Raw genomic sequence first — 22,528 nt, forward strand, 5'->3', positions numbered from 1 at the left:
CGGGATCTTCTCGGGTAAGTCTGTCAAATTCCTCTCGGTTCATTCTTGGCTGGGAGTATACTGTAAGATAGGCACTCAGGCAAGACCTGAGCAGTTACCAGTTCATTTCTAGCTCAACAAGTCAGTGGAAAGCGATCAAGTACGGCGGCATTAATGGATCAGATCCCTCATTGGATCAGCAGACGGGTCAGCGTGAGTCCGATCTGGTGGGAACCGCTGCGGTTCCCAGTGCCTATACGGCGTTCGACCCCGCAAGCGCGGGAAGCCTTACGGATGGAACCCTCTACTTTCGCGTCCGGGTGGCTGAAGATAGCCAGGCCGTCAATTACAGCGGCTATATCTGGGTGGGGATTGATGCAAATAGCGATGGTGCCATTGACATCTTCACGGGAGTGAACCGCCAAGGAAGTACCGCCCAGAATGTGCTGCGGAACCCTGGCACAGGCAGCAATAACTCCCCGAGCACCACCTCGATTATCAGTACCGACCTGAGTCCCTCACCCTACATCCACACAGCCAGCAACTACGACTGGGCCGCCGTGGGTGCAGCCAACTACGCGGGAACCAACTTCGACGTAGATGGGGGTGGTGCAACGGATTATTTCCTGAGCTTTTCGGTCCCCTTCCAGGATCTGGTAAACAACCTCAACACCGTGGGGAGCGGACGCCCCACCGCGATCTCGATCAACCAGGACACCACGCTTGGGTTTGTGATCGCAACCTCGCAGCAGGGGAACACCATCAACCAGGACTACAACGGAGGAGCAATCTCCACGAGTTCCTCAACGACTTTCGCCAGTTTGGGGATTATCACCACACCAACCACGCTGACTGCCCAGGAGGTCACTGTCCCCGAGCCGGAGACACTCTTTCTGTGCTTGCTCGGACTCCTGGGACGCCGTCGCCGAAAGTAGACTTTCGAATCCAGACAGACTGCCCACAGAACGTGGGCGTCATTAAGCCTAAGGCTAAGAAATCGCTCCGCGATTGGGAAATCTGGTAGTCGCGGAGCGACTTTTTGGCGGAACGCCTAGTGATGCCCACGTTCTGTGGGCAGTCTGGCGATAGTCTTTTAGTTCGTCCAAGGCTTCATGATCTCTTAATCTTGCCGAACTAAACTGCCAGACATGAACACTCTGTTTCCCATGATCACCCTGACGACATTTTTGGCCCTGGTTAGCCCATCAGTGCATGCGCAAGATAAGACAGGCGCGGCGTTTTTTGCACCCACACAGGTACATACCATTCAGCTTGCTCTCACACAGGAGCAGTGGGACAGCATGGCTCCCTTACGAGGACAGCCAGGTGCTCCAGGCAGCATGGGTATGGAGTTCCCGGAAATTAAGTCCTCAGTCACGGTGGATGGCAAGGACTATGTGGTCGGGCTGCGCTTCAAGGGCAACTCCAGCTACATGAGCAGCTCACGCGGTCTCAAGCGGCCTTTTAAGATTGATTTCAACCAGTACGTAAAGGGCCAGAGCCATCAGGGAGTCACCAAGCTCAATCTGAATAACAACTTCTCAGATCGCACCCAGATTCGGGAGACACTGGCCTACGAGATTTTTCGCAGAATGGGCCTGCCCTCGCCGCGCACCTCGCTGGCAAAAGTGTCGCTCACACTGGCGGGGGAAGAAAAGTCGCTGGGGCTCTACACCCTGGCACAGCAAGTGGACTCGAATTTCCTGAAGGAGTACTTCGGCACAGGGGATGGCATGCTTCTCAAGCCCGAGGGGGCACGCGGCGGTATAACCTACCTCGGGGATGACTGGGCGCGCTACGAGAAAGGCTACGATCCCAAGGGCAAGCCGACCACGCAAGAGAAAGCGCGGCTGATCGCCTTTGCCAAGCTCGTGCACCAGTCCGACGAGCCAACGTTCCAGAAAGAGATCGGCAATTTTCTGGACACCGAGGGCTTCGCGAAGTTCTTAGCCGCCACGGCGGTGACATCCAATGGCGACAATATGTTCGCGATGGGCCATAACTTCTATCTGTGGCTCAACCCCAAGACCAATAAATTCGTCTACCTTCCGTGGGACTTAAACATGGCGTTTGGTGGCTTCCCTATCGGCGACCCGATTCATCTGTCGGTGAAGAAGCCCTACAACGGCGAGAGCAAGCTCACGGATCGTTTTCTGGCGATCCCCGCGTTCCGAGCGGCGTACAACAAGTCTTGCCGCGAGGGTGCCAAGATAATAACGGAGCTAGATGCCCTACATGACTCGGTTGCTTCGGCGGCCAAACCCATCATGGCGTTAGATCCCAAAGACGCAGGCGGCGGCTTTCCCGGTGGGCCGGGAGGACGGCGCGTGGGTGGGCCGGGAGGGGGGGGCGGGTTTGGTGGTACCAATGACCTTAAAGCCTTCTTTGCCCAGCGCTCCACCTCGGTGCTCGCTCAGCTAGAGGGTAAAGAAGAGGGTGTGGTTCCCCAAGGCGGTGGGCCAGGCGGGCCGGGAGGTCCTGGTGGCGGCTTCGATATGGCCGCGATGCTGGGGACGAGTTTTTTGCAGATCACCGGCGCAGGCGAAGCGCCGACGCTCACCGCCTTCAACGATGCCTGGAAAAAAGGCGCGGTCTTCTGCGATAAAAACAAAGACGGCAAGCTGACTCAAGAGGAGCTGACGGCAGGCGTGGGCGCGGTGCTGGGTGGCGGCTTTGGGCCGGGACAGTTTCTCGGGCCACAGATATGGAGCGCTCTCAAAGCCAAAGAAAGCATCCCCGTCGCGACTTTCACTGCCACGATGGCGCAGTGGGGCGCGAGCTGGGACACCAATAAAGACGGCAAGCTCAATGTCCCCGAGGTAGGCGCAGGCTTGGTAAAAATCCTCCCCCCGCCCGACTTTGGAGGAGGTTTTTAGGATGACTGGAGAGGGAGAGATTGTCCGCGCGGGGTTTGAGCGCAAGTACCTGGTTCCCGAGAGTGCCGCCGCCGCCCTCCTGAGTGCGGTTGGCGCGCTGCTCCCTCCTGATCCCTACGGAGGACGCTACGCCGTCGCCAGTCTCTATCTTGACACTCCCGATCTTGCCTCCTACCGACGGGAGATACAGGGCAAGTGGCGGTTGCGGCGCTACAGCACCACGGAGACCATCTTTGCGGAGTTCAAGGTCAAGCCCGAGCCCGGCAAGGTGCACAAGCGCCGCAGTGCCCTATCTCTAGGGCAGCTCCCGGAGAGCCTGCCGGGCTGGTTCCAGAAAGCAATCCACAAGCAAAGCCTCTCTCCGACACGCCTAGTGACCTATACCCGTGATGCCTTTGTCGGAAAGCTAGGCGGAGAAGAGGTTCGCCTGACATTGGATCATCAGATTCAGGCGAGCCCACAACAGAGCCTTCAGTTTCCCCTGTTTGATGGGAGCCAGGGAGTAGGCTTCCCCCTCACCGAGGGGCGCATTCTGGAGATCAAGTACGAGAACGCTCTGCCCGCGGAGCTGGAGCAACTCACGATGGAGCTGGGCCTGCTTCCCGAGTCGTTCTCCAAGTACCGAACCGCGATTGAGAAGGCATAAACCACGTTTGATCCGCCCACAGGAACGTGGGCGGTCAAAGCGAGTTATAATGCCCCCATGACAGAAGTTCTGCGGCTGGCACGTCGCTTCTGGCCGCAGCTTCTGCTTCTGTTGCTTCTGGAGCTTCTTGGAGCAGGGCTGGCGGTGCTCGCGCCGATTCCGCTTCAGACAGCGCTGGATGTCTTGCTGCAAAAACGTGCGATGCCTAGCTGGCTAGTGCCGTTCTCGGGGAGTGCGCTCCCCGCGCTCTGCGCGGCGAGCTTGCTTGTCACGCTGCTCGCACAGGGCCAAGGGCTAGCCAGTGCGCTGCTTTCTACAGGGCTTGGGCAGCGGCTGATTCGCGATCTACGGGCACGGCTTTTTGCAGCGGCCCAGCGGCTCTCACTGGCGCGGCATATTGAGCTTGGCACAACCGACACGCTCTACCGCATCCAATCCGATGCCCAGTCCATTGAGTGGTTCTTGCTGGATGGAGCGCTTCCCGTTCTCACGGCAATTACCACGCTTGCCTTAATGCTCACCGCACTCTTTCATCTGGACACGAGCCTCGGGTGGGTGGGTGCGGCGCTGGCTCCCCCGCTCTTATTGGCCGCACGCGCCACCCGCCCCGGCCTGAAAGCGGCCTCGCGCGATGCCAAGCAGAAAGAGAGTGAGGCGCTTGGTATTGTGCAAGCCACACTGGGTGCACTGACCAGCGTGAAGGCGTTTGGAATCGAGGACGCGCAAACGCAGCGCTTCGCCGAAGCGTCGGAGAAGGCCGTCAAAGTGCGGCTCAGGATTGCGCTGCTCGATGGGCTCTTTGGGATGGGAATCCAGACTCTCACGGCGCTAGGAACGACGGCGGCGCTCTATATTGGAGTGGCGGCAGCGCAGCGTGGGACGCTTACGGTCGGCCAGGTTCTGCTGGGGCTCCACTACCTCAACCAAGTGTATAGCCCCCTCAAAACACTCGGCAAGAAGTGGGCGAGCTTGCAAAACCAGATGGCCGGACTGGAGCGCGCCACGACGTTGCTGACAGAGCCCGCCGAGGTGCCAGAGCACGCCAACCCGACGCCGCTGCCCCAACCACTCCGTGGCGAGCTACGCTTTGAGAACATCAGCTTTGGCTACGACCCACGCCGCCCCGTTCTGGAAAATGTGAGTTTTACCGTCGCGCCCGGTGAGCGCATCGGGATTGTGGGCGAGACGGGCAGCGGCAAGTCCACATTGCTCTCGCTCCTGATGCGCCTCTACGCTCCGACCGGCGGCGAGATCTATCTGGACGGCATCAAGCTCACGGAGCTCAAGCTGACGGAGCTTCGGGCACAGCTTGCCATGGTTTTTCAGGAGACGGTGCTGCTTCCGGGGACGCTCGCGGAGAATATCGCGGTGGGCAAGCCCGGTGCCACACTTTCAGAAATAGAAGCCGCCGCCAAAGCCGCTCAGCTTCATGAGGCCGTTGGGCGCTTCCCCGACGGCTACCAAACCAAAGTCGGCGAGCGCGGCGCGGCCCTCTCGGGCGGGGAACGTCAGAGGGTTGGTTTAGCCCGCGCCTTTCTGCGCAACGCCCCGATCCTGCTCCTAGACGAGCCCACCAGCGCCCTCGACGCAACGACCGAGCAGGAAGTTTTGAGCGCGATGGAGCGCCTGATGGAAGGCCGCACGGTGCTGCTCGTCACCCACCGTGAGAGCGCTCTTAGCGGCATGAACCGCGTGCTCCGGGTCGAAAATCAGACACTGACCCCCTCCCCACCTTGAGAGTACCCGACGGGGGTTAAGGAGTGCCCTAACCCAGAGCGAGCCGGGCAAGAACAAACAGCAAGATTGCTCCCATAGCCACCACAATAAGACCCAGGGTGCGGATGCGCTTGAGATAGAACAGAAGCCCCAAGCCCGTGAGTGAGATCAGAGTGAGCAAGATCGCCGAGATGTCAATCACCCATGCCCAAGTCTTGCTCGTGTGGCGGCCCTTGTGCAGATCGTTGAGCGCCGCTAGGCTCCCTTCCTCGGCGACACTGAGCTTCAGTGCGCCCGTGGAGCGCGTCACAAACGCATCGGCGGCGTAGCCTGGGCCTTTAAACGCGACCGTACACTCGCGCTCGTCCACCCGGAACTCATCCACCGCGCCGCGCACGCCAAACGTGCTCCGTAGCTTCTCGACGATCTCCAGCTTCTTAGGCTCCGCACCACTCAGCCACTCGACGGGAAGCTGGCCTGTTTTCTCGGTCTGGCGCAAGCCCCCGACAATCCACTCCGCGTGGTTGAGGGTCAGACCTGTGATACTGAAAAACAGCACCATGAGCAGGCTTACCAGCGAGAGATAGGTATGCAGCCAGCGAATCCCGGAGTGAATGCGCAGCCGGAGTGGACGAGGCGCTTTATCTCTTTTTTCGGAGCTCAATATCCGCGCTCTTGATCTCAAAGTTGCCGCCGAGCTCGGCCTTGAGGGGCTTGTTCAGCAGCGGGAAGCTCTTACGAATCAGCTGGTAGGTGCCGTGCTCACGCGCCGCTTCCACACAGATAAAATACTCCCCCTGGCTCACGGGCTTCTTCTGGTCGTCTTTACCGTCCCAGACCACGCTGTACTTGCCGGGCTGACGTGTCGCGCTCGAAGCGGTGGCCGCCAGATCGCCGCCCTCCGCCAGCTTACGCAGCTGCTCGCCCCGTACCCACGCCCGCAGGTCGCGTAGCCAGCGTAGCCCTCGTCCCCCCTGCTGGAACCACAGCTCCAGCGTCCGCACGGGGCTACCCTCTCTGTCCTCGATCCACACGGCGACATACGGGCGACGAAAGCCTCCCTGACCGGGGCTGTTGATCTCAAAATTTATCTGTAGCTCCAGTGAGTTATCCCAAGGTTTCTTTTGCATAGTTTATTCTCTCCCCCCTTCGCGAAGCCGGAGGGGGCTGGGGGAAGGTTTCCCACTCTGCCCAGCGTGGGCTCTGAAATTTCTGTCCGTCAGCCGTGACCAGAAAACAGGCCACGCCCTCTTCGTTCTCCGCAAGCGCCAGACTCTCCTCTACGGACAGCACACAAAATGCAGTCGCGAGAACATCCGCGACACGCGCACTTGGGGCGATCACCGAGGCACTCAAGAGATGTGTCACGGGCTGACCCGTGCGCGGATCGTGCAGATGCAGCCCACGCCGCGCGGTTCCACTGGTCGCCAGCGCTTGATTGCACAGCCACACCGATGAGAGCGGCGGCGCGTTTTCTGCCTCTGCGCTCACCGTCGCCTGCACCCGACGCTCACCGCGCACACACAGGTCGCCACCAATATTGACCACGAGCTCAAAGACACCCCCCGCCGGATCATGCACGACATCACACACATGATCCACGATCTCGCCCTTGGCAATGGCGTTCAGAGTCAAGAAAGTATCGGCGAGCCGTGTGTGACACCCGTTGCTCTCTTTTCGCCAGAGCGGAGCCAAGCCCTGTGTGACACCAGGGTGAAACGCCCCCCCGGTTTTCTTACTCCAGTGCTCCGACGCCGCCAAAAGTTCCCCAAGCTCGGGCGAGAGTGCCTGCGTGCCTTGCCAGCGGCGCAGCTCACTGCCCGGATCAAAGCTGCTGAAAATTTTCTCCAGCCGCGCAATCTCCGCCAGCGCTGCTTGCTCAGCTTTTCGTGCCACGACCTGCGATGAGGTGTGGAACCGGAGAACCAGCGACGTCCCTAGGATCTGCTCGTGGTGAAATGTCCAGCAGCATGCGCGATTCCACTTGAGCTTAGCGAGGAGGTCCACCGGGTCCGCCCGGCCCACCGGGGCCACCCATGCTGGAGGCGAACTTGGTCAGCTCCTCTTTGGAAAGAAAGCCATCTTTATTGGTGTCCGCGCGCGCCATGATCGCCTGCATACGCTCGGGTAGCTCGGCTTTGCTGAGCTTACCGTCTTTGTTCTTATCGTTGGCCATGAGCATGCTCACCATCTGCGCGGGATCGGGCGGGCCGCCCATCATGCCGCCACGCTCGCCCCCCGGACCACCAGGCCCTCCAAAGCCGCCTTGCGGCATCGGAGGACGTAGCTCGTCCTCGGTCAGCTTGCCATCTTTATTCTTATCGAGTGTCTTCAGCGCCGCCGCTGCGCCTGCAATCTCCGCCGCAGAGAGTTCTCCATTGCCATCTTTATCAATCGCTTTCATCATCGGGTTCATGCGCATGCCGCCACCGCGTCCGCCAAAGCCCCCCTGAGCAAATGCTACTGCGCCACAAAGGGCAAGAGCGGCCAGTGCTAAAAACTGTCGTTTCATAGTTATCAACCTTCCTTAGTTTTAGTATCTCGCCAAATCATGAAGAAATAATGACGGACATGGAAACGCTTCAGGCCGCAGACAGTATCACCGTCACGGTGGTGCCTACACCAAGCGTGCTCTGGATGGTGAGTGTCCCCCCCAGTGTATTCACGATCTCTTTGCAGAGCGCTAGCCCAAGGCCGACACCACCTTGTTCACGGGCGCGGGAGGCATCGGGGCGGTAGAAGGGCTCACCGAGGCGCTCCAGGTGTTCGGGCGCGATTCCCTCGCCCGTGTCCGTGATGGTTAGGACGAGGCTGTCAGTCAGAGTCGCACCGACGGTCACTTTCCCCTCGGCGGAGGTGTGGCGCAGGGCATTGCTCACCAGATTCACCACCACACGGTGCAGTAGCTTTGGGTCCGTCGTGAGCGTCGCGTCAGGGACCTCCAGTAGCACCGGAGCGTGTGGCGCAGGCTGCCCCGACTCCGCCGCACGCGCCGCCTCTGTGAGGAGCTCGGTCAGATCCACACACTCGGCCTGCACCGTCAGACTCCCGTTCTCGGAGCGAGCTAGGAGCAGGAGATCCGAGACCAGCGTATTGGCGCGATCCACGGTTCGATCCGCACGCGAGAGAGTCCGGCGCTGACGCTCCGTGAGCGGCTCGTCTCCCGGCTCTAGCAGAAAGCTGGTCGCGGCCTTGATCACAGCAAGCGGCGTGCGCAGCTCGTGGCTTGCATCGGCGGTGAAGCGCTTCTGGCGCACAAAGGCCGCCTCCATGCGAGAGAGCATCGCATTTAGCACCGTGACAAGCTGATCGAAGGTGTCACTGCCACCCGGCTGTGGCAGACGCGCTGCAAGATTCGTGGGTTGGAGCGCGGCAGCAGCGCGGGCGAGCTTGCGGATCGGAGCAAAAGCAATATCGGTGAGCAGTGCTCCCAAAAGTGCCATCAATAGCCCGACCGGGAGAATCAAAGCATAGAGAGCACGTTGAATCTCGGCAAGAACGGCTTGGGTTTCTTCCAGACTAGCCGCCGTCTGGAGCACATGGCCCTCTGTTCGGATCGAGAAGACATGCAGAAGCTTACCGTCGCTGCCCCGCTCCTCGCGGATATCTTTCCCGAGCTGCTTTGCGGCCTCAAAACCCGCCTTAGACCAGAGTGGTCGCCCCGGATCGGGGGGGCCTTGGAGTGGGATGCGCCGTGGAGGAAGAAGTGCAGTGGTGCCGAAGCGCAAAATGGGAGGCTCGCCCCCCCCAAACGGTCCACGCCCGCGCCCAAAGTCAAAGAAGCCACGCCCACGCCCTCCCTCACTCCGTCCCTCACGCCCTCCCTGCATAAACGGAGGGTAGCCATGCTTGAGGGCTTCTTCTGCCTGCGACTGCACAGCGCGATCCACGGCATCATAAAGCACAGTACGGATACGGCTCTGGGCCAGCCCGACCAGTGCGATCAATGCCAGGCCGCTGAGTGCGCCATTGAGCAGGCGCGCTCGCCATGTCATCGAGAGCTTAGATTGCTTCATGGTTGCGCCTCTCCACTGGGCTCTCGAAGCACGTAGCCTAGCCCATAAACCGTGTGGAAAAGGCGCGCGTTCTCGGGGCGCTCACTATCGAGCTTGCGACGGAGCGCAACCATGTGAACATCTATCGTATTGGAGCCCACCTCGGCATCGCCCCCCCAAAGTGCCCGTAGCGCCTCTTTGCTTACGACATGCCCGGCGCGTGCTGCCAGTGCCTCTAGTAGCTCAAACTCGCGGCGTGTGAGCGCGACGCTCTTTCCTGCGCGGGTGACCTCGTGGAGATCCGTGTCAATGACCAGGTCCGCTACCTGGATTGTCCGGCGACGCTGGAGTCGCTCACGGCGCAGCAGTGCGGCGATACGTGCCTTGAACTCGGGGAAGGCAAAGGGTTTGGTGAGATAGTCATCGGCCCCGAGCTCTAGCCCGCGTACTTTCTCTTCCACTTCATCACGCGCCGTGAGCATCAGAATGGGGGTGGTGTCGCGCCGATCCCGTAGGCGGCGGCAGACACTCCAGCCATCCATTCCGGGCAGCATTAAATCCAGTAGGATCACCGCCCAGCCGCCCTCGCACGCACGCTCGAAGCCCTCCGCTCCATTGCGGCACCAGGCAAGCTCGTGCCGAGCCGCTTCAAGCCCCTCAACAATCATCTCGCCGAGAAGCTCTTCGTCCTCAATTAGTAATAAGCGTGCCATGGTTCCTATTCTAATCGAGAACCGTGAAGCAATTCTTAAATCGAGTGGTCAGAATCAGGCGAGTGCTCAGAGCCTGAGCAAGCGCTGCGCTTCCCCCAGCACGAACTTTGCATCCGTGAAGGGCGCGAAGCCCGTGTCCATCCAGCGGAGCTTGCCGGTGCCGTCCACGAGGAACGTGCCGTGAAGCGCCATGTCCTCGAAGTCATCAAACGCCCGCCAGGACTTGAAGGTCTTCAGATCGGGGTTGGCCAGAACCGGGAAGGGGAAGGGCTTCATCTTCTTGACTTCGCTTGTGGGATCCGGGCTGACAGCAATAATTTCAAAACCCGCCTTCCGAAAAGCGTCCGCCTCAGTTGAGAAAGCGTTGATCTGCTCCATACAGCGCTCGCAGGCGGCTCCGAGGAAGAAGAGCACGATGACAGGCTTCCCCGCGTAGTCTTTCAGGGAGATCTTCTTGCCGTTGCCGTCTTTGAGCGAGAGGCTCGGTGCCATGGGCGCAACCCAGGAGAGCGGGCCAAGGCTCTCGATCTTGGGCCGGGACAGAGCGAGCGGGTCGGCGGGCGGGGCACCGCGCCAGTCGCCAGGTGTGCCACACTGCTGTGCGACAGAGCCAAGGACGGCGAGCAGTGGGGTATCCAGCTCAGCACGAGCAGCGAGGGGGCGCAGTTTTTCCAGCTCGCTCTTGGTTTCGTCGAGCTTTCCACTAGCGTGGAGAACACGCACGAGTGTGGCCTGCGGAAGCACCTGATTGGGGCGACTCTTTGCCGCGTCGCGGGCGAGCGTCAGCGCCTTGTCTAGCTCACCGAGCTGGAGGCGAAGCAGCGCCTCACGCTCTTTGGGGAGCCCCGCCGCGTCGAGCTGCTTGCTGGCATCGGCAGAGTTGTTCTCACCCAGCGCGGCGTAGCACTTCACAGCGGCGATAGCTTTCTCACTGTCTTTAAGCTTGGCAAGCTCGTCGAGATAGGCTTGTCCCAGGGCACGCTTGCCCGTGGCGTAGGCGGCGCAGCCGAGCAGGCGCAGGCGGTTGCGCTCCCACTCGGGCTTACTGGAAATGCTCTCGAACTTCTCACTGAGCGCCGCCTCCCAGAGCTCGTAGCGCTCCAGGGTTTCGAGCAGACGTGGAAAGCCCTGGCTGGCGCTGCCAGAGAACCCAGCCAGCGTGTTGTATTTGGGATGGCGTGGGTTGGCCACTAAGTTACGCGCCACTTCCAGCGCTTTTTGCGGCTGCCCGGTGAACTCAAAGCTCTCGGAAAGCCACTGGTTGTTATGGGCGTAGTTAAAGATCTGGTCGGGGATGATCTGCACACGGCCCATGTGCGCATGATCCACCCGCGCCGACGCTTCTTGCGAGACGGCGGCATCGCCGTAGCGCTTGAGCTGGGTGTAGATATGGCCTTCCATGTGCCACATGTGAGCGCTAGCCTGCTCCGCGAGCCCGGACTTATGCGCGGAGTCGAGGGCGTTCTGGTTGTTTGGCTTATCCCAGAGGTGGATTCTGTAGTGGTGGATCGGGTGCATGGGGTTGACGGCGAGGACCTCTTGGGTCAGTCGCTCCACTTCGTCCTGGCGTGGCTTGTCGAACGCACGCTCTTGCAGCTCATGGGCAAGCTGCGCCGTAGCCTCGATATCGAGTGGATAGTCCGCGACCAGCTTACGAAGGGTTGCTATATACTCGTCGTTTTTATTGTTTCCAAAGAAATTGATGGCGTCTATGTAGCCCTGCTCACGCGGGTTGGCACTGCCTTGCTTCTCTTTGGCTTTCTGGGCGAACCCTTTGGCACGGGTTCTATTATTCACATTGGCGCGGGCCATGCCCCAGTAGGCCATGGCGAACTCGGGGTCGAGATCGGCGGCCTGACGAAACGAGCGCTCGGCCTCAAAGTACCAGTAGGCATGAACTTGCGCCACGCCCTGCTCGAAGAACTTCTGTGCCTGCTTGTTTTTCGTGCTGGTGGGGAACTCAATCTTCGGGATACCTTTCATCAGCACGGCCTTCTGACGCGGCCCTTCATTGAACGCCTCACCCTGCATCGAGTGCCCAAACGCAGGCTTAACCGGCTCCTGTGCACGGGCAAGCGTCGTCACGCCGCTAACACCAATGAGAGCAAAACAGGACAGTACGCATCGTTTCATACGGATTCAAGTTCCTTTGCGAAATTGTACCCTGTCTGCATCCGTTGTGCAGAGGCAAATTCTGAGAGAGACCATCACCAGTAGATTCATCAGTAGATTCCTTCAGGGATCCCCAGTAGCTCGCGCGTTTCTTGATCAGGAGACTCAAAAAGCGGGCGCATCAGGCCGTTTTGGGGGCGGTCTCCAAAAGTGGGAAGCTGTATCCAGGGGTGTGTGTAGGGCAGGATCAGCAGCCGCCGGATTGTCCCTTGTGGCGTCGTGGGAAGCCCTCGGTGCCAGAGATTCCCGTGAATCATCACCACACTGCCCGCTGGGACGCTCAGTGCCACTTGACCTTCGATATCATCGTGGGGGCCGCCGGGAAACTCCCGATCCTCCCAGCGGTGCGAGCCTGGCACCACACAGACGGGGCCACTCGCTTCGTCCAGATCATCGAGATAGATCAGGGCATCAATCACATGAGGCAGGCAGAAAAACGCCGGGCGCGGCGAGGGCACAACCCGCTGATGGAGGTGCCAAGGAGTGGCCTGACCTTGCTCGTCGGGCCACGCGATACGGCCTGTCATCGGGAGCACTTGCACCTGTGGCCCCAGCGTCGCCCGCGCAATCGAGAGGCAGGGCTCCAGCCGAAACAGCTCTAGGAATGCGGGGTGTTTTTCCATTAAGTGCCGCAGGAAAACCCCGCCCCACTCGCGCCCCGAGCGTGCGACATGTCCCTCCTGCGCGGCGACTTCCAGAATCGCCTCCCGAAGCCGCTCCAGTGCCTCGCCTGTAAAGAGTCGCTCAATTACCAGATAGCCATTGTCTACCAGAGACTGAACTTGCTCAGGTGTCGCCTGAACGGTGACCGGACGGTCTGGCGTGTGGTTGTGGTGGACATGGTAGGAAAGAGTGTAGCTCATAAGACGTCGAGTACCTCGTCGCGGTACGGCAGGCCAGGCTGTGCGCCTATGCGCGTGACTTTGAGGGCGGCAGCGGCGCAGGCAAAGCGGATCGCGGCGGGAAGGGACTGGCCGCGTGCCAGCTCGACAGCGAGCGCTCCTGTGAAGCAGTCTCCGGCGGCAACCGTGTCCAGAGCTGTCACAACAGGCGCAGGGAAGTGCTCCGTAGGAGCATTGAGCTGCTCAAGGCGTGCGCCTTGGGCTCCCAGGGTCGTGACGAGCGCGGCGACTCCTTGTGCCAGAAGTGCTTCGCTGCCACCCAGCTGCGCCAGCTCGCTCTGGTTGGGGGTTAGGACGGCGAGTTTTCGGAGGATGTCTCCGGGCAAGTGGCGTGCGGGAGCGGGGTTGAGGAGCACCGGAATCCCCCGCGCATGGCCTGCCTCCACGGCGGCAAAAACCGCATCATCGGGGATTTCTAGCGAGATCACAATCACAGCAGCTTTGTCAAAAGCCGGGCTTGCGGCCGCAATATCGGCAGCACGGAGCTTTGCATTTGCTCCAGGCGCAACCACGATGCTATTCTCCCCCGTCGTGCTCTCTACCGCAATCAGTGCGACCCCCGAGGCAACGCCCGGTGTCGTCAAAACAAAGTGCGTGTCGAGTCCCTCAGCTGCGAAGTTTGCCCGCGCCGCCGCCCCATAGGCATCATCGCCCAGTCGTGCGATAAAGCGAACGTCTCCCCCTAGCCGCGCCGCAGCGACGGCCTGATTCGCGCCCTTTCCCCCTGGAATCGTCTGAAGCGTACCCCCAAGAACCGTCTGGCCCGGCGCGGGGATCTGCGGGACAGCGACAACCAGATCAGTATTGGAGCTACCAACCACGACAATTCGAGGACGCATACGTGCATTTTACCTTGAGCAGGCATCAGGTAAAATACTCCCATGCAACCGATTTCTGAGATCGCTCAGCGCCTTGGCCTTGAGAGCGATGAGTTTGAGCCCTACGGCCACCAAATTGCCAAGCTGCCACTGAGTGTACTGGAGAGACGCAAGAGTGGCCCACAGGGAAAATTAGTGCTCGTCACGGCCATAACGCCCACCCCAGCGGGCGAGGGAAAGACCACCACAACCATTGGCCTGACCATGGGCCTTAATCGCATCGGGGTGAAGGCTGTCGCCGCGCTCCGGGAACCGTCGCTGGGGCCAGTTTTTGGCGTGAAGGGCGGAGCAACGGGCGGCGGAAAGGCACGTATCGAGCCAAGTGATGCCATTAATCTGCACTTCACAGGAGACATGCACGCCATCACGGCAGCTAATAATTTACTGGCGGCGATGATTGATAACTACCTGCTGGCAGGCAATGCGAAACGCCTCAATCCGCGCGCCATCAGCTTCCAGCGCTGCTTAGATATGAACGACCGTGCCTTGCGCAATATCATCACCGGGCTGGGTGGCAAGAGTGAGGGGGTTCCCCGCGAGACGGGCGTGGAAATTACAGCAGCCAGTGAAGTGATGGCCACTCTGTGCCTTTCCGAGGGCTACGCGGACTTAAAAGTGCGTTTAGCGCGGATTGTGGTAGGTGCAGACGATGACAACGAGCCGGTGACGGTGGCAGACATCCAGGCCGAGGGGGGGATGGCGGTTCTGCTCAAAGACGCGCTCAAGCCCAACTTAGTGCAGACCATTGAGGGTAACCCGGTGATTGTGCATGGCGGCCCGTTTGCCAACATCGCCCACGGCTGCAACTCCGTGATCGCCACCCGGCTAGCGCTGGCACTCGGTGACGTGTGCGTGACAGAGGCGGGGTTTGGAGCCGATCTAGGGGCGGAGAAGTTCTTAGACATCAAGATGCGCCAGGCCGGGCTCGCTCCCGATATGGTCGTGCTGGTCGCCACACTCCGGGCGCTAAAGATGCACGGCGGCGTAGCACTGGACAGTCTCAAGGCGGAGAACTTACCCGCCCTTCAAGCGGGTTTCTCAAATCTCGCGCGGCATGCGGAGAACCTCAAAAAGTTTGGACTCCCGGTTGTCGTTGCGATCAATAGATTCCCGACGGACACGGTGGCGGAGGAAGAGGCACTCGCGCGGCTCTGCGAGGCGCACGGCCTCAAAGTCGCGTTGTCGGATGTCTTTGGCGCAGGGGGCGAGGGCGGCGAGGCACTGGCGCGGCTGGTAAAGGAGACACTGGCGAGCGAGAAAGCGAATTTTGCGCCGCTCTACCCCGATGCGATGCCCCTGCGCAAGAAGATCGAGACGGTCGCAAGAGAAATCTACCGCGCCGACGGCGTGGAGTTTCTCCCGGCAGCAAAGACCCGGCTGGGCTATCTCACGAAGCGGGGCTTTGGGAACCTGCCTGTCTGTATCGCCAAGACCCAGTACTCATTCAGCGACGATCCCACCAAGCTCGCGGCTCCGACCGGGCACACGCTCACGATTCGTGATGCCAAGCTCTCGGCGGGCGCGGGCTTTGTGGTGGTCTACGCCGGAGCACTACTCACCATGCCCGGCCTGCCCAAGCGCCCCGCCGCGCTGGATATGCACCTCTCCGATACGGGAGAGATTTCAGGAGTCATGTGATGCGCCACACGCTGTTATTCGTCGCCGCAGTCGTCCTGCTGGGAGGCGGTGCTTCTCTGATAGGCTGTGGGGGAGGGAGTGCCGAGCCCCCTGCCCCCACCCCTTCCCCCGCTCCCGCACTCACCCGTGTCCGTCTCCAGGTTCAGTGGAGCGCCCGTTCCCGTGCGGAGGCACTCCTCACTTCTCCCTCGTCGGCTCGCTCCGTCCGGATCGTGGTGGGCAATGGCCTGGAGCTCAAGGCGGATCGCGCCGCGCGTACGGAGAGCTACACCGAGATTCTAGAGTCAAGCGCGCCCCTTCCCCCAGGTGCTCAGGCGTTCTCCGCCGCTTTCTACAGCGACAGCAACCAGAGTGGCCCGGTGCTGGGCCAGGCGAGTGGCACCCTGAGCCTGGAGCCAGGAGGAGCGCTGACCGGCAGTGTGACCGTTGCCAATATGGTCTCCGTGGTGTCTATTGAGCCCAACCAGCATGTCAAGCTCGGCATCCCCACCGAGATTGTCTTTAGAGCGCACGACAGTAACGGCGCACTCGTCGCGCTGTCGCCCGGCTCAGCATTTCTCTCCTTCGCGGACAGTGCCAGTAGCAGCCGGGCTCTGATTACGTCGGATCACCGTCTTCAGGGAGCTGCCGCCGGAGTTGTTCTCTTGCGTCTGTCCGTGGACGGTGTTCTCAGTAGTGCCCAGAGCGTTGTCGTTGATGCCCCGCTCCAGGTAACCATCACCCCCAAATTGCCCACGCTGACACTCTCGGAGAAGCTTGCCTTCTCCGTTTTAGTAACGGGCACGGGCAATACCACGGCTACCTGGAGTGTGAGTGTGGAGGAGCCACAGGGAGGCACGATTACGGAGGCTGGGCTCTACACCGCTCCGGGGGTTGCGGGTACCTACCATGTGGTGGTCACGAGCCAGGTAGACCCCACAAAATCAGACCGCGCGACCGTGACCGTGGGGTCGGGCTCAGGAACGGTGATTGTCCAATGAAACCTACCTCGCGACTCACTTTGTTTTTTTACTGTAGCCTTCCACTTCTCAGTCTGGCAGGCTGCGGCGGGCACTCGTCAACGCCCCTTTCGATAACGTCGGGTGCCACCCAAGGGAGTGCACGCTTTACCATCCTCTGGCCGGAACGGAGCGCCCCCGGTCGCCTGATTCCCCTCATGGCCAATAGCATCAAGGTTCAGGTGCGCGACAGCACAAATACCCTCCGTGCCACACAGATCGTGGCGCGCCCCGCTGAGGGAAATACCTCGACGGTCAATTTCCCAGCACTCCCCACAGGCACCCTGGGTGTGGTTGCCAGCGCCTATCCCGAAAGCAATGGAACTGGTGTCAGCCTTGCCCGTGGTGCCGGGGAGCTCGTGATCCGCCTCAACGAAAATACCACCCTCTCGCTCACGATGCAGAGCACGATCACCGAGGTGGAGCTTGTCGCCACGCCCAATCCCTTAAAAATCGGGCAGATCGCGACACTGAGCCTGCGGGCACGTGATGGCGCTGGAAGCCTTGTCCTCACCAGCCCAACACGCTGGAAGTTCACCTCCTTGAAACCCAATATCGCGCGTATCCTCCCCAGCGGCTACGAGCTTGAGGGACGAAATGCGGGCACGACGTTTGTCACGGCCACCGATGAGGAGTCGGGGCGCTCTGCTCAAGAAGCTCTCACCGTCTCCCCGGATATTGAGTATAAAGTCGTGCCTATCTTCAAGCCTGAAACGGCTGGGGGAATGGACGTGATGGCGGTTAATAACCAGGGCTGGGTAACGGGTAATCTCCGCAGCGGCACCTCGCGCTATCCCTTTCTCTGGAAGCTCCGCCCCGACCAAAGTGGCGGCGACTTTGCCCCGATAGACCCCTACCCTGGTATGACCGAGACCTTCATGGATGCGATCAACAACGCGGGGGTAATTCTCGGCCACGCCACCAACGCCACAACAGCCGTGTTCTTTCTCTGGGAGAACGGTATCTACACCACACTGTCCTCCGATTTCCGTGGGGCGCTGGATCTCAGCGACACCAAGCAGGTTGTGGGCTATGGCACGGAAGGGAGTGTCAATTACTCGCTGCTTGCTCAGGGCACCACCCTCACCCGGCTTCCGCTGTTCGGACAGTCCACCGCGCAGGGCATCAACGCCGCGGGCACGGTTGTAGGACGATCCCTCTTGGATCTGTACAACCGGGGGTACCGCTACCAGAACTCAGCGATCTCGCTCTTGCTCCCTCCCGCAGGCTTTACCAGCTTCCAGGCGGAGAAAATCAACTCCAAAGGCTCGGTACTGGGAACCTGTTATGGGAGTGCCTCAGGCAAGACCAGTATGGGAATCGCCACGGGAGCCACCGTCGTTGCACTGCCTACCCCTGAGGGAATGAGCTATGCCATCGGCACTAATATCGCCGACAATGACTTAGTCGTTGGCTGCGCCGTCGCCAGTGGCTCCGTTGAGTTCGCGCTCCGCTGGCGTAACGGGATCGTGCAGAACCTCAATAATCTGGTGCCACTCGGGACGACCTTAATCATTATAGGTGAGGATGTGAGCGACAACGGGCTGATTCTCTGCAGTAACGAATCTGTCTACTCCGATTATCTGCTCATCCCTCTGTAAATTGAAAAATTGAAAAATCAAAATGGCCCGGGCAGGTTATCCTGCCCGGGCCACTTTTTTGCTCTCTCGTCACACCAAACATAACGAGAAATCTCTTCATTTACTTCTCTAGGCAAGTGCCGTGCCAAAAGTCCCTAAAAGCCAAAAAAATAGAGTCACAGCCAAGTGAGGGCGGGCACGCCACTCAGAAGCCCTTCTCCATCACTCGCAATAATCTGGCTCCCATCAGCGAGGCGTAGCAGATGTAGCCGGGTACCATCGGTGATGAGGTCGGCTTTGAAAGTCTCGCCCGTGAAGCGGTAGCGACGCAGCCCAATGGCCGGATCGGCGAGGCGCTCAATTGTCACTTCGTCGGGGAGGCCATCGTGCAGAAGCATCAAGACCCCGGAATGCTGCACCCCCACTGTGGAGAACGCTTTCTCCCAGAGCGCCGTGGCAAAGAGCTGGGCAGGAAAGAGCGGCAGATCCTCCTCGTCGGGCAAAACCGTTCGTGAGATCTGCGGCGCGTCCAGGGTCCAGCTCAAGCCTTCTGGCTCACTGATCCCCACAAAGGGCTTTCCAGGGAAGTCGTTCTCGATACGCAGTGGCTTGCCGGTCTTATCCGTGAGCACACTGCCCGCGACGGTGTGCCCTTCTACCAGTGCCTTGATCTGATAGCCCGTGTCGGTTGGCTCCGCACGCAGAGAGTAGCCCGGCTGGCGGTAGGTAATGGTCAGAACCCCCTCGGCATTTTTGGCCAGAAGCGAGGCGGCGCGCAGCGGTGCGCTCACAAAGGGCGGATCCGCACGAAGAAGCTCTCCCGATGGCCCCAGGTAGAGCGTACTGCGCTGTGTCTTTCCATTAAGCCAGAGCTTGATGCTTGCACGGTAGCGGCGGGCAATCACCCGCTTTCCCCCGACAGAAACCGATTCTGTTCCGTAAGGCGTCAGATCTACCCGGTCCAGCCCGGGCCGCTCGCTCGCATAGCCGAGCTGCCAGAAGCGCAGGGGCTTGCTCCCCTGCTCGGCGATCCGCTTGCCTAAAAACAGGCGCAGATCATGAAATGTCAGTAGTGGCGCATCCAGTGGCAGGGCACCACCCCGAGGACGTTGGAGCAGCCAGCCGCCTTTAGTGGGCAGGGCCTCCCAGCGTGAGAGTTTCCCCACCACGGTCGCGGTCGCGCCACTCACTGCGTAAGGCCGGAAGACCGAGCGTGTGTCGTCAGACTCCACCAGCACCGCTCCCTCCGGTGTCGTCGGCAGGGTCAGACGTGCTGTGGTACGTGTCCCATCCGCCAAGCTGAGCCGGTAGGAGATGGGATCGGCAAACAAAAGACAGAGAAACGCAGCCAGCATACCTTCCGCTTCGACAGAGCAAGGGCTTTTTCCTGCCTACCCGCGCGTTCCCACCCGGACAAATCCACAGGTACAATGCCCTCATGAACACCACTCGTCTTGATGCAATTGTGACACGCGCCATGAAAATAGTTGGAGCGCCGGGAGCCGCTATTGCGGTGGTGACACCTGAAGGAAGCTATGTGCAGGGCTACGGCGTGAAGAAACTCGGTGGGGACGAGAGAGTATCCCCGGAGACACTTTTCCCGATCGCGAGTGTCACCAAAGCTTTCACCGCGACGGCGTGCGCATGTTTAGTGGACGACGGCAAGCTGGCGTGGGACGATCCCGTGCGCAAGCACCTGCCCGGATTCCGACTACTTGATTCCACCGCCGACGCCAATGTGACGATCCGCGATCTCCTCTCCCACCGCACCGGCCTGCCGCGCCACGATTCGCTCTGGTACCGCACGAACTTACAGCGCAGCGAGATTCTGGCCCGAATGGCCTTTCTAAAGCCCACGGCGAGCTACCGAGGGCTCTACCAGTACAGCAATCTGTGCTTTGCCGCGGCGGGAGAAGCGGCGGCGGCGGCGGCGGGGATGCCCTTCGAGACCTATCTCAAGATGCGCTTGCTGGAGCCACTGGGCCTGCACTCGGTGACGTTTTCGGGGCCAGGCCTGGTGCCGACACAGAACCATGCCTGGCCGCACCAGAAAAAGAAGGGGAAAGTCGTCGCCCTGGACGCCCCACTAGACTTCTTTAATGTCGGCCCGGCGGGTTGTATCAATGCCAGTGTAGGGGAGCTCGAAAACTGGCTAAAGTTCCAGCTCTCTGGGGGGGGCGAGGGGACGCCCGTGAGCCAGAAAAGCCTCGCCGAGACGCATACTCCACAGATGATCGTCCCGTTGGATGACCTCACCCGCGAGCTCTACCCCGACCGGATGCACCAGACCTACACGCTTGGCTGGAGCCGCTACGACTGGCAGGGGCAGCTGGTGCTCTCCCACGGCGGCGCGATAGATGGCTTCCGTAGCCACTTGGTTGTCTGCCCCCGCGCGGGAGTTGCCTTTGTCGTGCTCGTGAACATGGCCAGCTACCTGCCTGAGATCGTCCGCAACAGCCTCTTGGATCTTCTGCTCGGCGTGAAAGGCGGGAAGAACTGGAACCGTATTTTTCAGCTTCAAGCAAAGAAAGACACCGAGAAAGCGCGTACCGATAAGAAAGCCAAGGCCGAGAAGCGCCACAAGAATACCAAACCATCGCTACTATTGGCAAGCTATGCGGGTACCTATACCGATCCTGGCTACGGCACCGCAATCGTGCGCGAAGAGAGTGGCAAACTCTACCTCACCTGGGAAGCCTTCGATGCACCGCTCAAGCACTGGCACCACGACACCTTTGTCACCGACACCGAGCAACTTGGCTTTGCGAACTTAGACATCGTCTTCACCCTCAAGGCCGACGGCAGCGTGGCCGTACTCAACTTGTGGGATCAGAGTTTTTCGCGGCAGTAGTTTTAAGCGACTCGAAACTCCCGGGTAAACTCCCGAGTCGCGGAGCGACTTTACAGCCGCAGGCTTTCTGACGCCCACGTTCTGTGGGCGGTTCTACTGTAGGACAAATCAGGCGATAATCTCTTTGATGGGCTCAACATGCTCCACTCCGACAAGCTTCTGGTCTAAGCCGCCGTAGAAATAGCTCAGCTTGTTGGGTTCGAGGCCCATGAGCTGGAGCGCGGTGGCGTGCAGGCTTTTGACATGAAACGGACTATCCACCGCGCGGCTGCCTAGCTCATCGGTGGCACCGACACTCACGCCACCTTTCACGCCGCCACCGGCCATCCACATTGTGAAACCGTAGGCATTGTGGTCGCGCCCCGTGCCCGCCGCGTACTCCGCGACGGGCTGACGACCAAACTCCCCGCCCCAGATAATCAGCGTCGAGTCGAGTAAACCGCGCTGCTTCAGGTCTTGCATCAGCGCCGCGATGGGCTTGTCCGTGCGGCCCGCATGGAGCGTGTGGTTGAACATTAAATCGCCGTGCGCATCCCAGTTCGCGTCGTTGTGGCTGCCGCCGGAGTAGACCTGGATAAAGCGCACGCCTTTCTCAACCAAGCGCCGCGTCAGGATCATCTTACGCGCAAAATCTGCTGTCTTAGGATCATCGAGGCCGTAGAGTTTCTTGATATGCTCGGGCTCGCTGTCCACATCCACCGCCTCGGGCGCGTTGGACTGCATCTTGTAGGCAAGCTCGTAGCTGGCGATCCGAGCCGCCAGATTCGAGTTGTCCGCACGGGGCGTCAGATGCTCGTGGTTGTACTCCTGAAGCGTGTCTAGGAGCTGGCGCTGAGCATCTTGTGAGAGCTCCGCAGGCCGCGCGAGATCCAGAATCGGCGTGCCCACAGGGCGCAGCACGGTTCCCTGGTAGCTAGCGGGCATGTAGCCACTGCTCCAGTTTTTTGCGCCTGAGATCGGGCCGCCGGACTGATCCAGCATCACCACAAAGCCCGGCAGGTTCTCATTGACCGACCCAAGGCCGTAGTTTACCCAGGAGCCCAGACACGGTGCGCCTGAGAGAATCTTGCCCGAGTTCATCTGGAGCATCGCCGAGCCGTGAATCGGAGAGTCTGCCGTCATGGAGTGGATAAACGCCATGTCGTCCACGCAGTTTCCGACGTTAGGAAATAAATCCGATATCCACTTGCCGGACTTGCCGTATTGCTTAAACTTCCACTTGGGTTCGATCAGGCGGCCCTGGTTACGCTTGCCGCCACGTCCAAACGTCTTGACCTCGATAGTCTGACCATCGCGCCCGTACATCGTGGGCTTATAGTCAAACGTGTCTATATGGCTGGGGCCGCCGTACATGAAGAGAAAGATCACGGACTTGGCTTTGGTGGGGAACATTGGTGGCTTGGGAGCGAGTGGATTTCCCAGCACCCCCTGCCCCCCGCTCGCAGGGGAAGCCTGCGCATTAGCAGGGGTGTTGAAAAAGCCATCTTTAGTGAGCAGGCCCGTCATGGCGAGGCCGGTGAACTTAGCACCCGCTTCCCATAAAAACTCTCGTCGTGTTCGCTTACAAAAATGATTGTTCATGTT

19 protein-coding genes are annotated in these 22,528 nt (G+C 60.2%); 8 read left to right on the forward strand and 11 right to left on the reverse strand.

All coding sequences use genetic code 11. The features are described from left to right. Window positions 1-170 precede the first annotated feature (170 nt). The 4 genes from ACH2ED_RS19680 (at window position 171) to ACH2ED_RS19695 (ending at window position 5,238) form a co-directional block, all read left to right on the forward strand. Window positions 171-914, forward strand: coding sequence for a PEP-CTERM sorting domain-containing protein (locus ACH2ED_RS19680; protein WP_395094425.1), 744 nt, complete (start codon window positions 171-173; stop codon window positions 912-914). A gap of 213 nt (window positions 915-1,127) precedes the next feature. Further along, the gene (locus ACH2ED_RS19685) at window positions 1,128-2,855 is read left to right on the forward strand and encodes a CotH kinase family protein (protein ID WP_395094426.1); all 1,728 of its coding nucleotides are present in this window, start codon (window positions 1,128-1,130) and stop codon (window positions 2,853-2,855) included. Between the two features lies 1 nt (window position 2,856). Continuing rightward, window positions 2,857-3,501 (forward strand): polyphosphate polymerase domain-containing protein, encoded by a 645-nt coding sequence (locus ACH2ED_RS19690; RefSeq protein WP_395094427.1) that lies wholly within the window; start codon window positions 2,857-2,859, stop codon window positions 3,499-3,501. A gap of 57 nt (window positions 3,502-3,558) precedes the next feature. Next, on the forward strand, window positions 3,559-5,238 hold the full coding sequence (locus ACH2ED_RS19695) for an ABC transporter ATP-binding protein (protein WP_395094428.1): 1,680 nt from the start codon (window positions 3,559-3,561) through the stop codon (window positions 5,236-5,238). 28 nt (window positions 5,239-5,266) lie between these two features. On the opposite strand, the gene ACH2ED_RS19700 is transcribed toward ACH2ED_RS19695, so the two are convergent. From ACH2ED_RS19700 to rbsK, 9 genes are all read right to left on the reverse strand, one after another. Continuing rightward, on the reverse strand, window positions 5,267-5,881 hold the full coding sequence (locus ACH2ED_RS19700) for a PepSY-associated TM helix domain-containing protein (RefSeq protein WP_395094429.1): 615 nt from the start codon (window positions 5,879-5,881) through the stop codon (window positions 5,267-5,269). Continuing rightward, on the reverse strand, window positions 5,859-6,347 hold the full coding sequence (locus ACH2ED_RS19705; protein WP_395094430.1) for a DUF2271 domain-containing protein: 489 nt from the start codon (window positions 6,345-6,347) through the stop codon (window positions 5,859-5,861). Before ACH2ED_RS19705 ends, ACH2ED_RS19700 begins: the two co-directional genes overlap by 23 nt. After that, on the reverse strand, window positions 6,325-7,224 hold the full coding sequence (locus tag ACH2ED_RS19710; protein ID WP_395094431.1) for an FAD:protein FMN transferase: 900 nt from the start codon (window positions 7,222-7,224) through the stop codon (window positions 6,325-6,327). The genes ACH2ED_RS19705 and ACH2ED_RS19710 overlap by 23 nt, the downstream gene beginning before the upstream one ends. Then, entirely contained in the window at window positions 7,208-7,729 is a 522-nt protein-coding gene (locus ACH2ED_RS19715) for an EF-hand domain-containing protein (RefSeq protein ID WP_395094432.1), read from the reverse strand. The genes ACH2ED_RS19710 and ACH2ED_RS19715 overlap by 17 nt, the downstream gene beginning before the upstream one ends. Window positions 7,730-7,799: 70 nt before the next feature. Then, window positions 7,800-9,233, reverse strand: coding sequence for a sensor histidine kinase (locus ACH2ED_RS19720; protein WP_395094433.1), 1,434 nt, complete (start codon window positions 9,231-9,233; stop codon window positions 7,800-7,802). After that, window positions 9,230-9,925, reverse strand: coding sequence for a response regulator transcription factor (locus ACH2ED_RS19725; protein WP_395094435.1), 696 nt, complete (start codon window positions 9,923-9,925; stop codon window positions 9,230-9,232). The genes ACH2ED_RS19720 and ACH2ED_RS19725 overlap by 4 nt, the downstream gene beginning before the upstream one ends. Before the next feature lie 66 nt (window positions 9,926-9,991). Continuing rightward, window positions 9,992-12,058 (reverse strand): redoxin domain-containing protein, encoded by a 2,067-nt coding sequence (locus ACH2ED_RS19730; RefSeq protein ID WP_395094436.1) that lies wholly within the window; start codon window positions 12,056-12,058, stop codon window positions 9,992-9,994. 89 nt (window positions 12,059-12,147) lie between these two features. Then, window positions 12,148-12,960 (reverse strand): phytanoyl-CoA dioxygenase family protein, encoded by an 813-nt coding sequence (locus ACH2ED_RS19735; protein ID WP_395094437.1) that lies wholly within the window; start codon window positions 12,958-12,960, stop codon window positions 12,148-12,150. Continuing rightward, window positions 12,957-13,838, reverse strand: coding sequence for a ribokinase (gene rbsK, locus ACH2ED_RS19740; RefSeq protein ID WP_395094438.1), 882 nt, complete (start codon window positions 13,836-13,838; stop codon window positions 12,957-12,959). Before rbsK ends, ACH2ED_RS19735 begins: the two co-directional genes overlap by 4 nt. A 42-nt stretch (window positions 13,839-13,880) precedes the next feature. Between rbsK and ACH2ED_RS19745 the strand changes: the two genes are divergently transcribed. The 3 genes from ACH2ED_RS19745 to ACH2ED_RS19755 are packed head-to-tail and all read left to right on the forward strand — an operon-like array spanning window position 13,881 to window position 18,114. Further along, window positions 13,881-15,515: a formate--tetrahydrofolate ligase gene (locus ACH2ED_RS19745; RefSeq protein WP_395094439.1), complete on the forward strand. Its 1,635-nt coding sequence runs from the start codon at window positions 13,881-13,883 to the stop codon at window positions 15,513-15,515. Further along, entirely contained in the window at window positions 15,515-16,495 is a 981-nt protein-coding gene (locus tag ACH2ED_RS19750) for a hypothetical protein (protein WP_395094441.1), read from the forward strand. The genes ACH2ED_RS19745 and ACH2ED_RS19750 overlap by 1 nt, the downstream gene beginning before the upstream one ends. Continuing rightward, window positions 16,492-18,114, forward strand: coding sequence for a hypothetical protein (locus ACH2ED_RS19755; RefSeq protein WP_395094442.1), 1,623 nt, complete (start codon window positions 16,492-16,494; stop codon window positions 18,112-18,114). The genes ACH2ED_RS19750 and ACH2ED_RS19755 overlap by 4 nt, the downstream gene beginning before the upstream one ends. Before the next feature lie 155 nt (window positions 18,115-18,269). On the opposite strand, the gene ACH2ED_RS19760 is transcribed toward ACH2ED_RS19755, so the two are convergent. Further along, window positions 18,270-19,448, reverse strand: coding sequence for a hypothetical protein (locus ACH2ED_RS19760; RefSeq protein ID WP_395094443.1), 1,179 nt, complete (start codon window positions 19,446-19,448; stop codon window positions 18,270-18,272). Between the two features lie 83 nt (window positions 19,449-19,531). Between ACH2ED_RS19760 and ACH2ED_RS19765 the strand changes: the two genes are divergently transcribed. Next, window positions 19,532-20,944 (forward strand): serine hydrolase, encoded by a 1,413-nt coding sequence (locus ACH2ED_RS19765; RefSeq protein ID WP_395094445.1) that lies wholly within the window; start codon window positions 19,532-19,534, stop codon window positions 20,942-20,944. A 108-nt stretch (window positions 20,945-21,052) separates the two neighbouring features. Here ACH2ED_RS19765 and ACH2ED_RS19770 read toward each other — a convergent pair whose 3' ends face one another. Beyond that, entirely contained in the window at window positions 21,053-22,525 is a 1,473-nt protein-coding gene (locus ACH2ED_RS19770) for a DUF1501 domain-containing protein (RefSeq protein ID WP_395094446.1), read from the reverse strand. Window positions 22,526-22,528 lie beyond the last annotated feature (3 nt).

Origin of the sequence: Armatimonas sp. (genome assembly GCF_043757465.1) — a bacterium.
Lineage (GTDB): Bacteria > Armatimonadota > Armatimonadia > Armatimonadales > Armatimonadaceae > Armatimonas.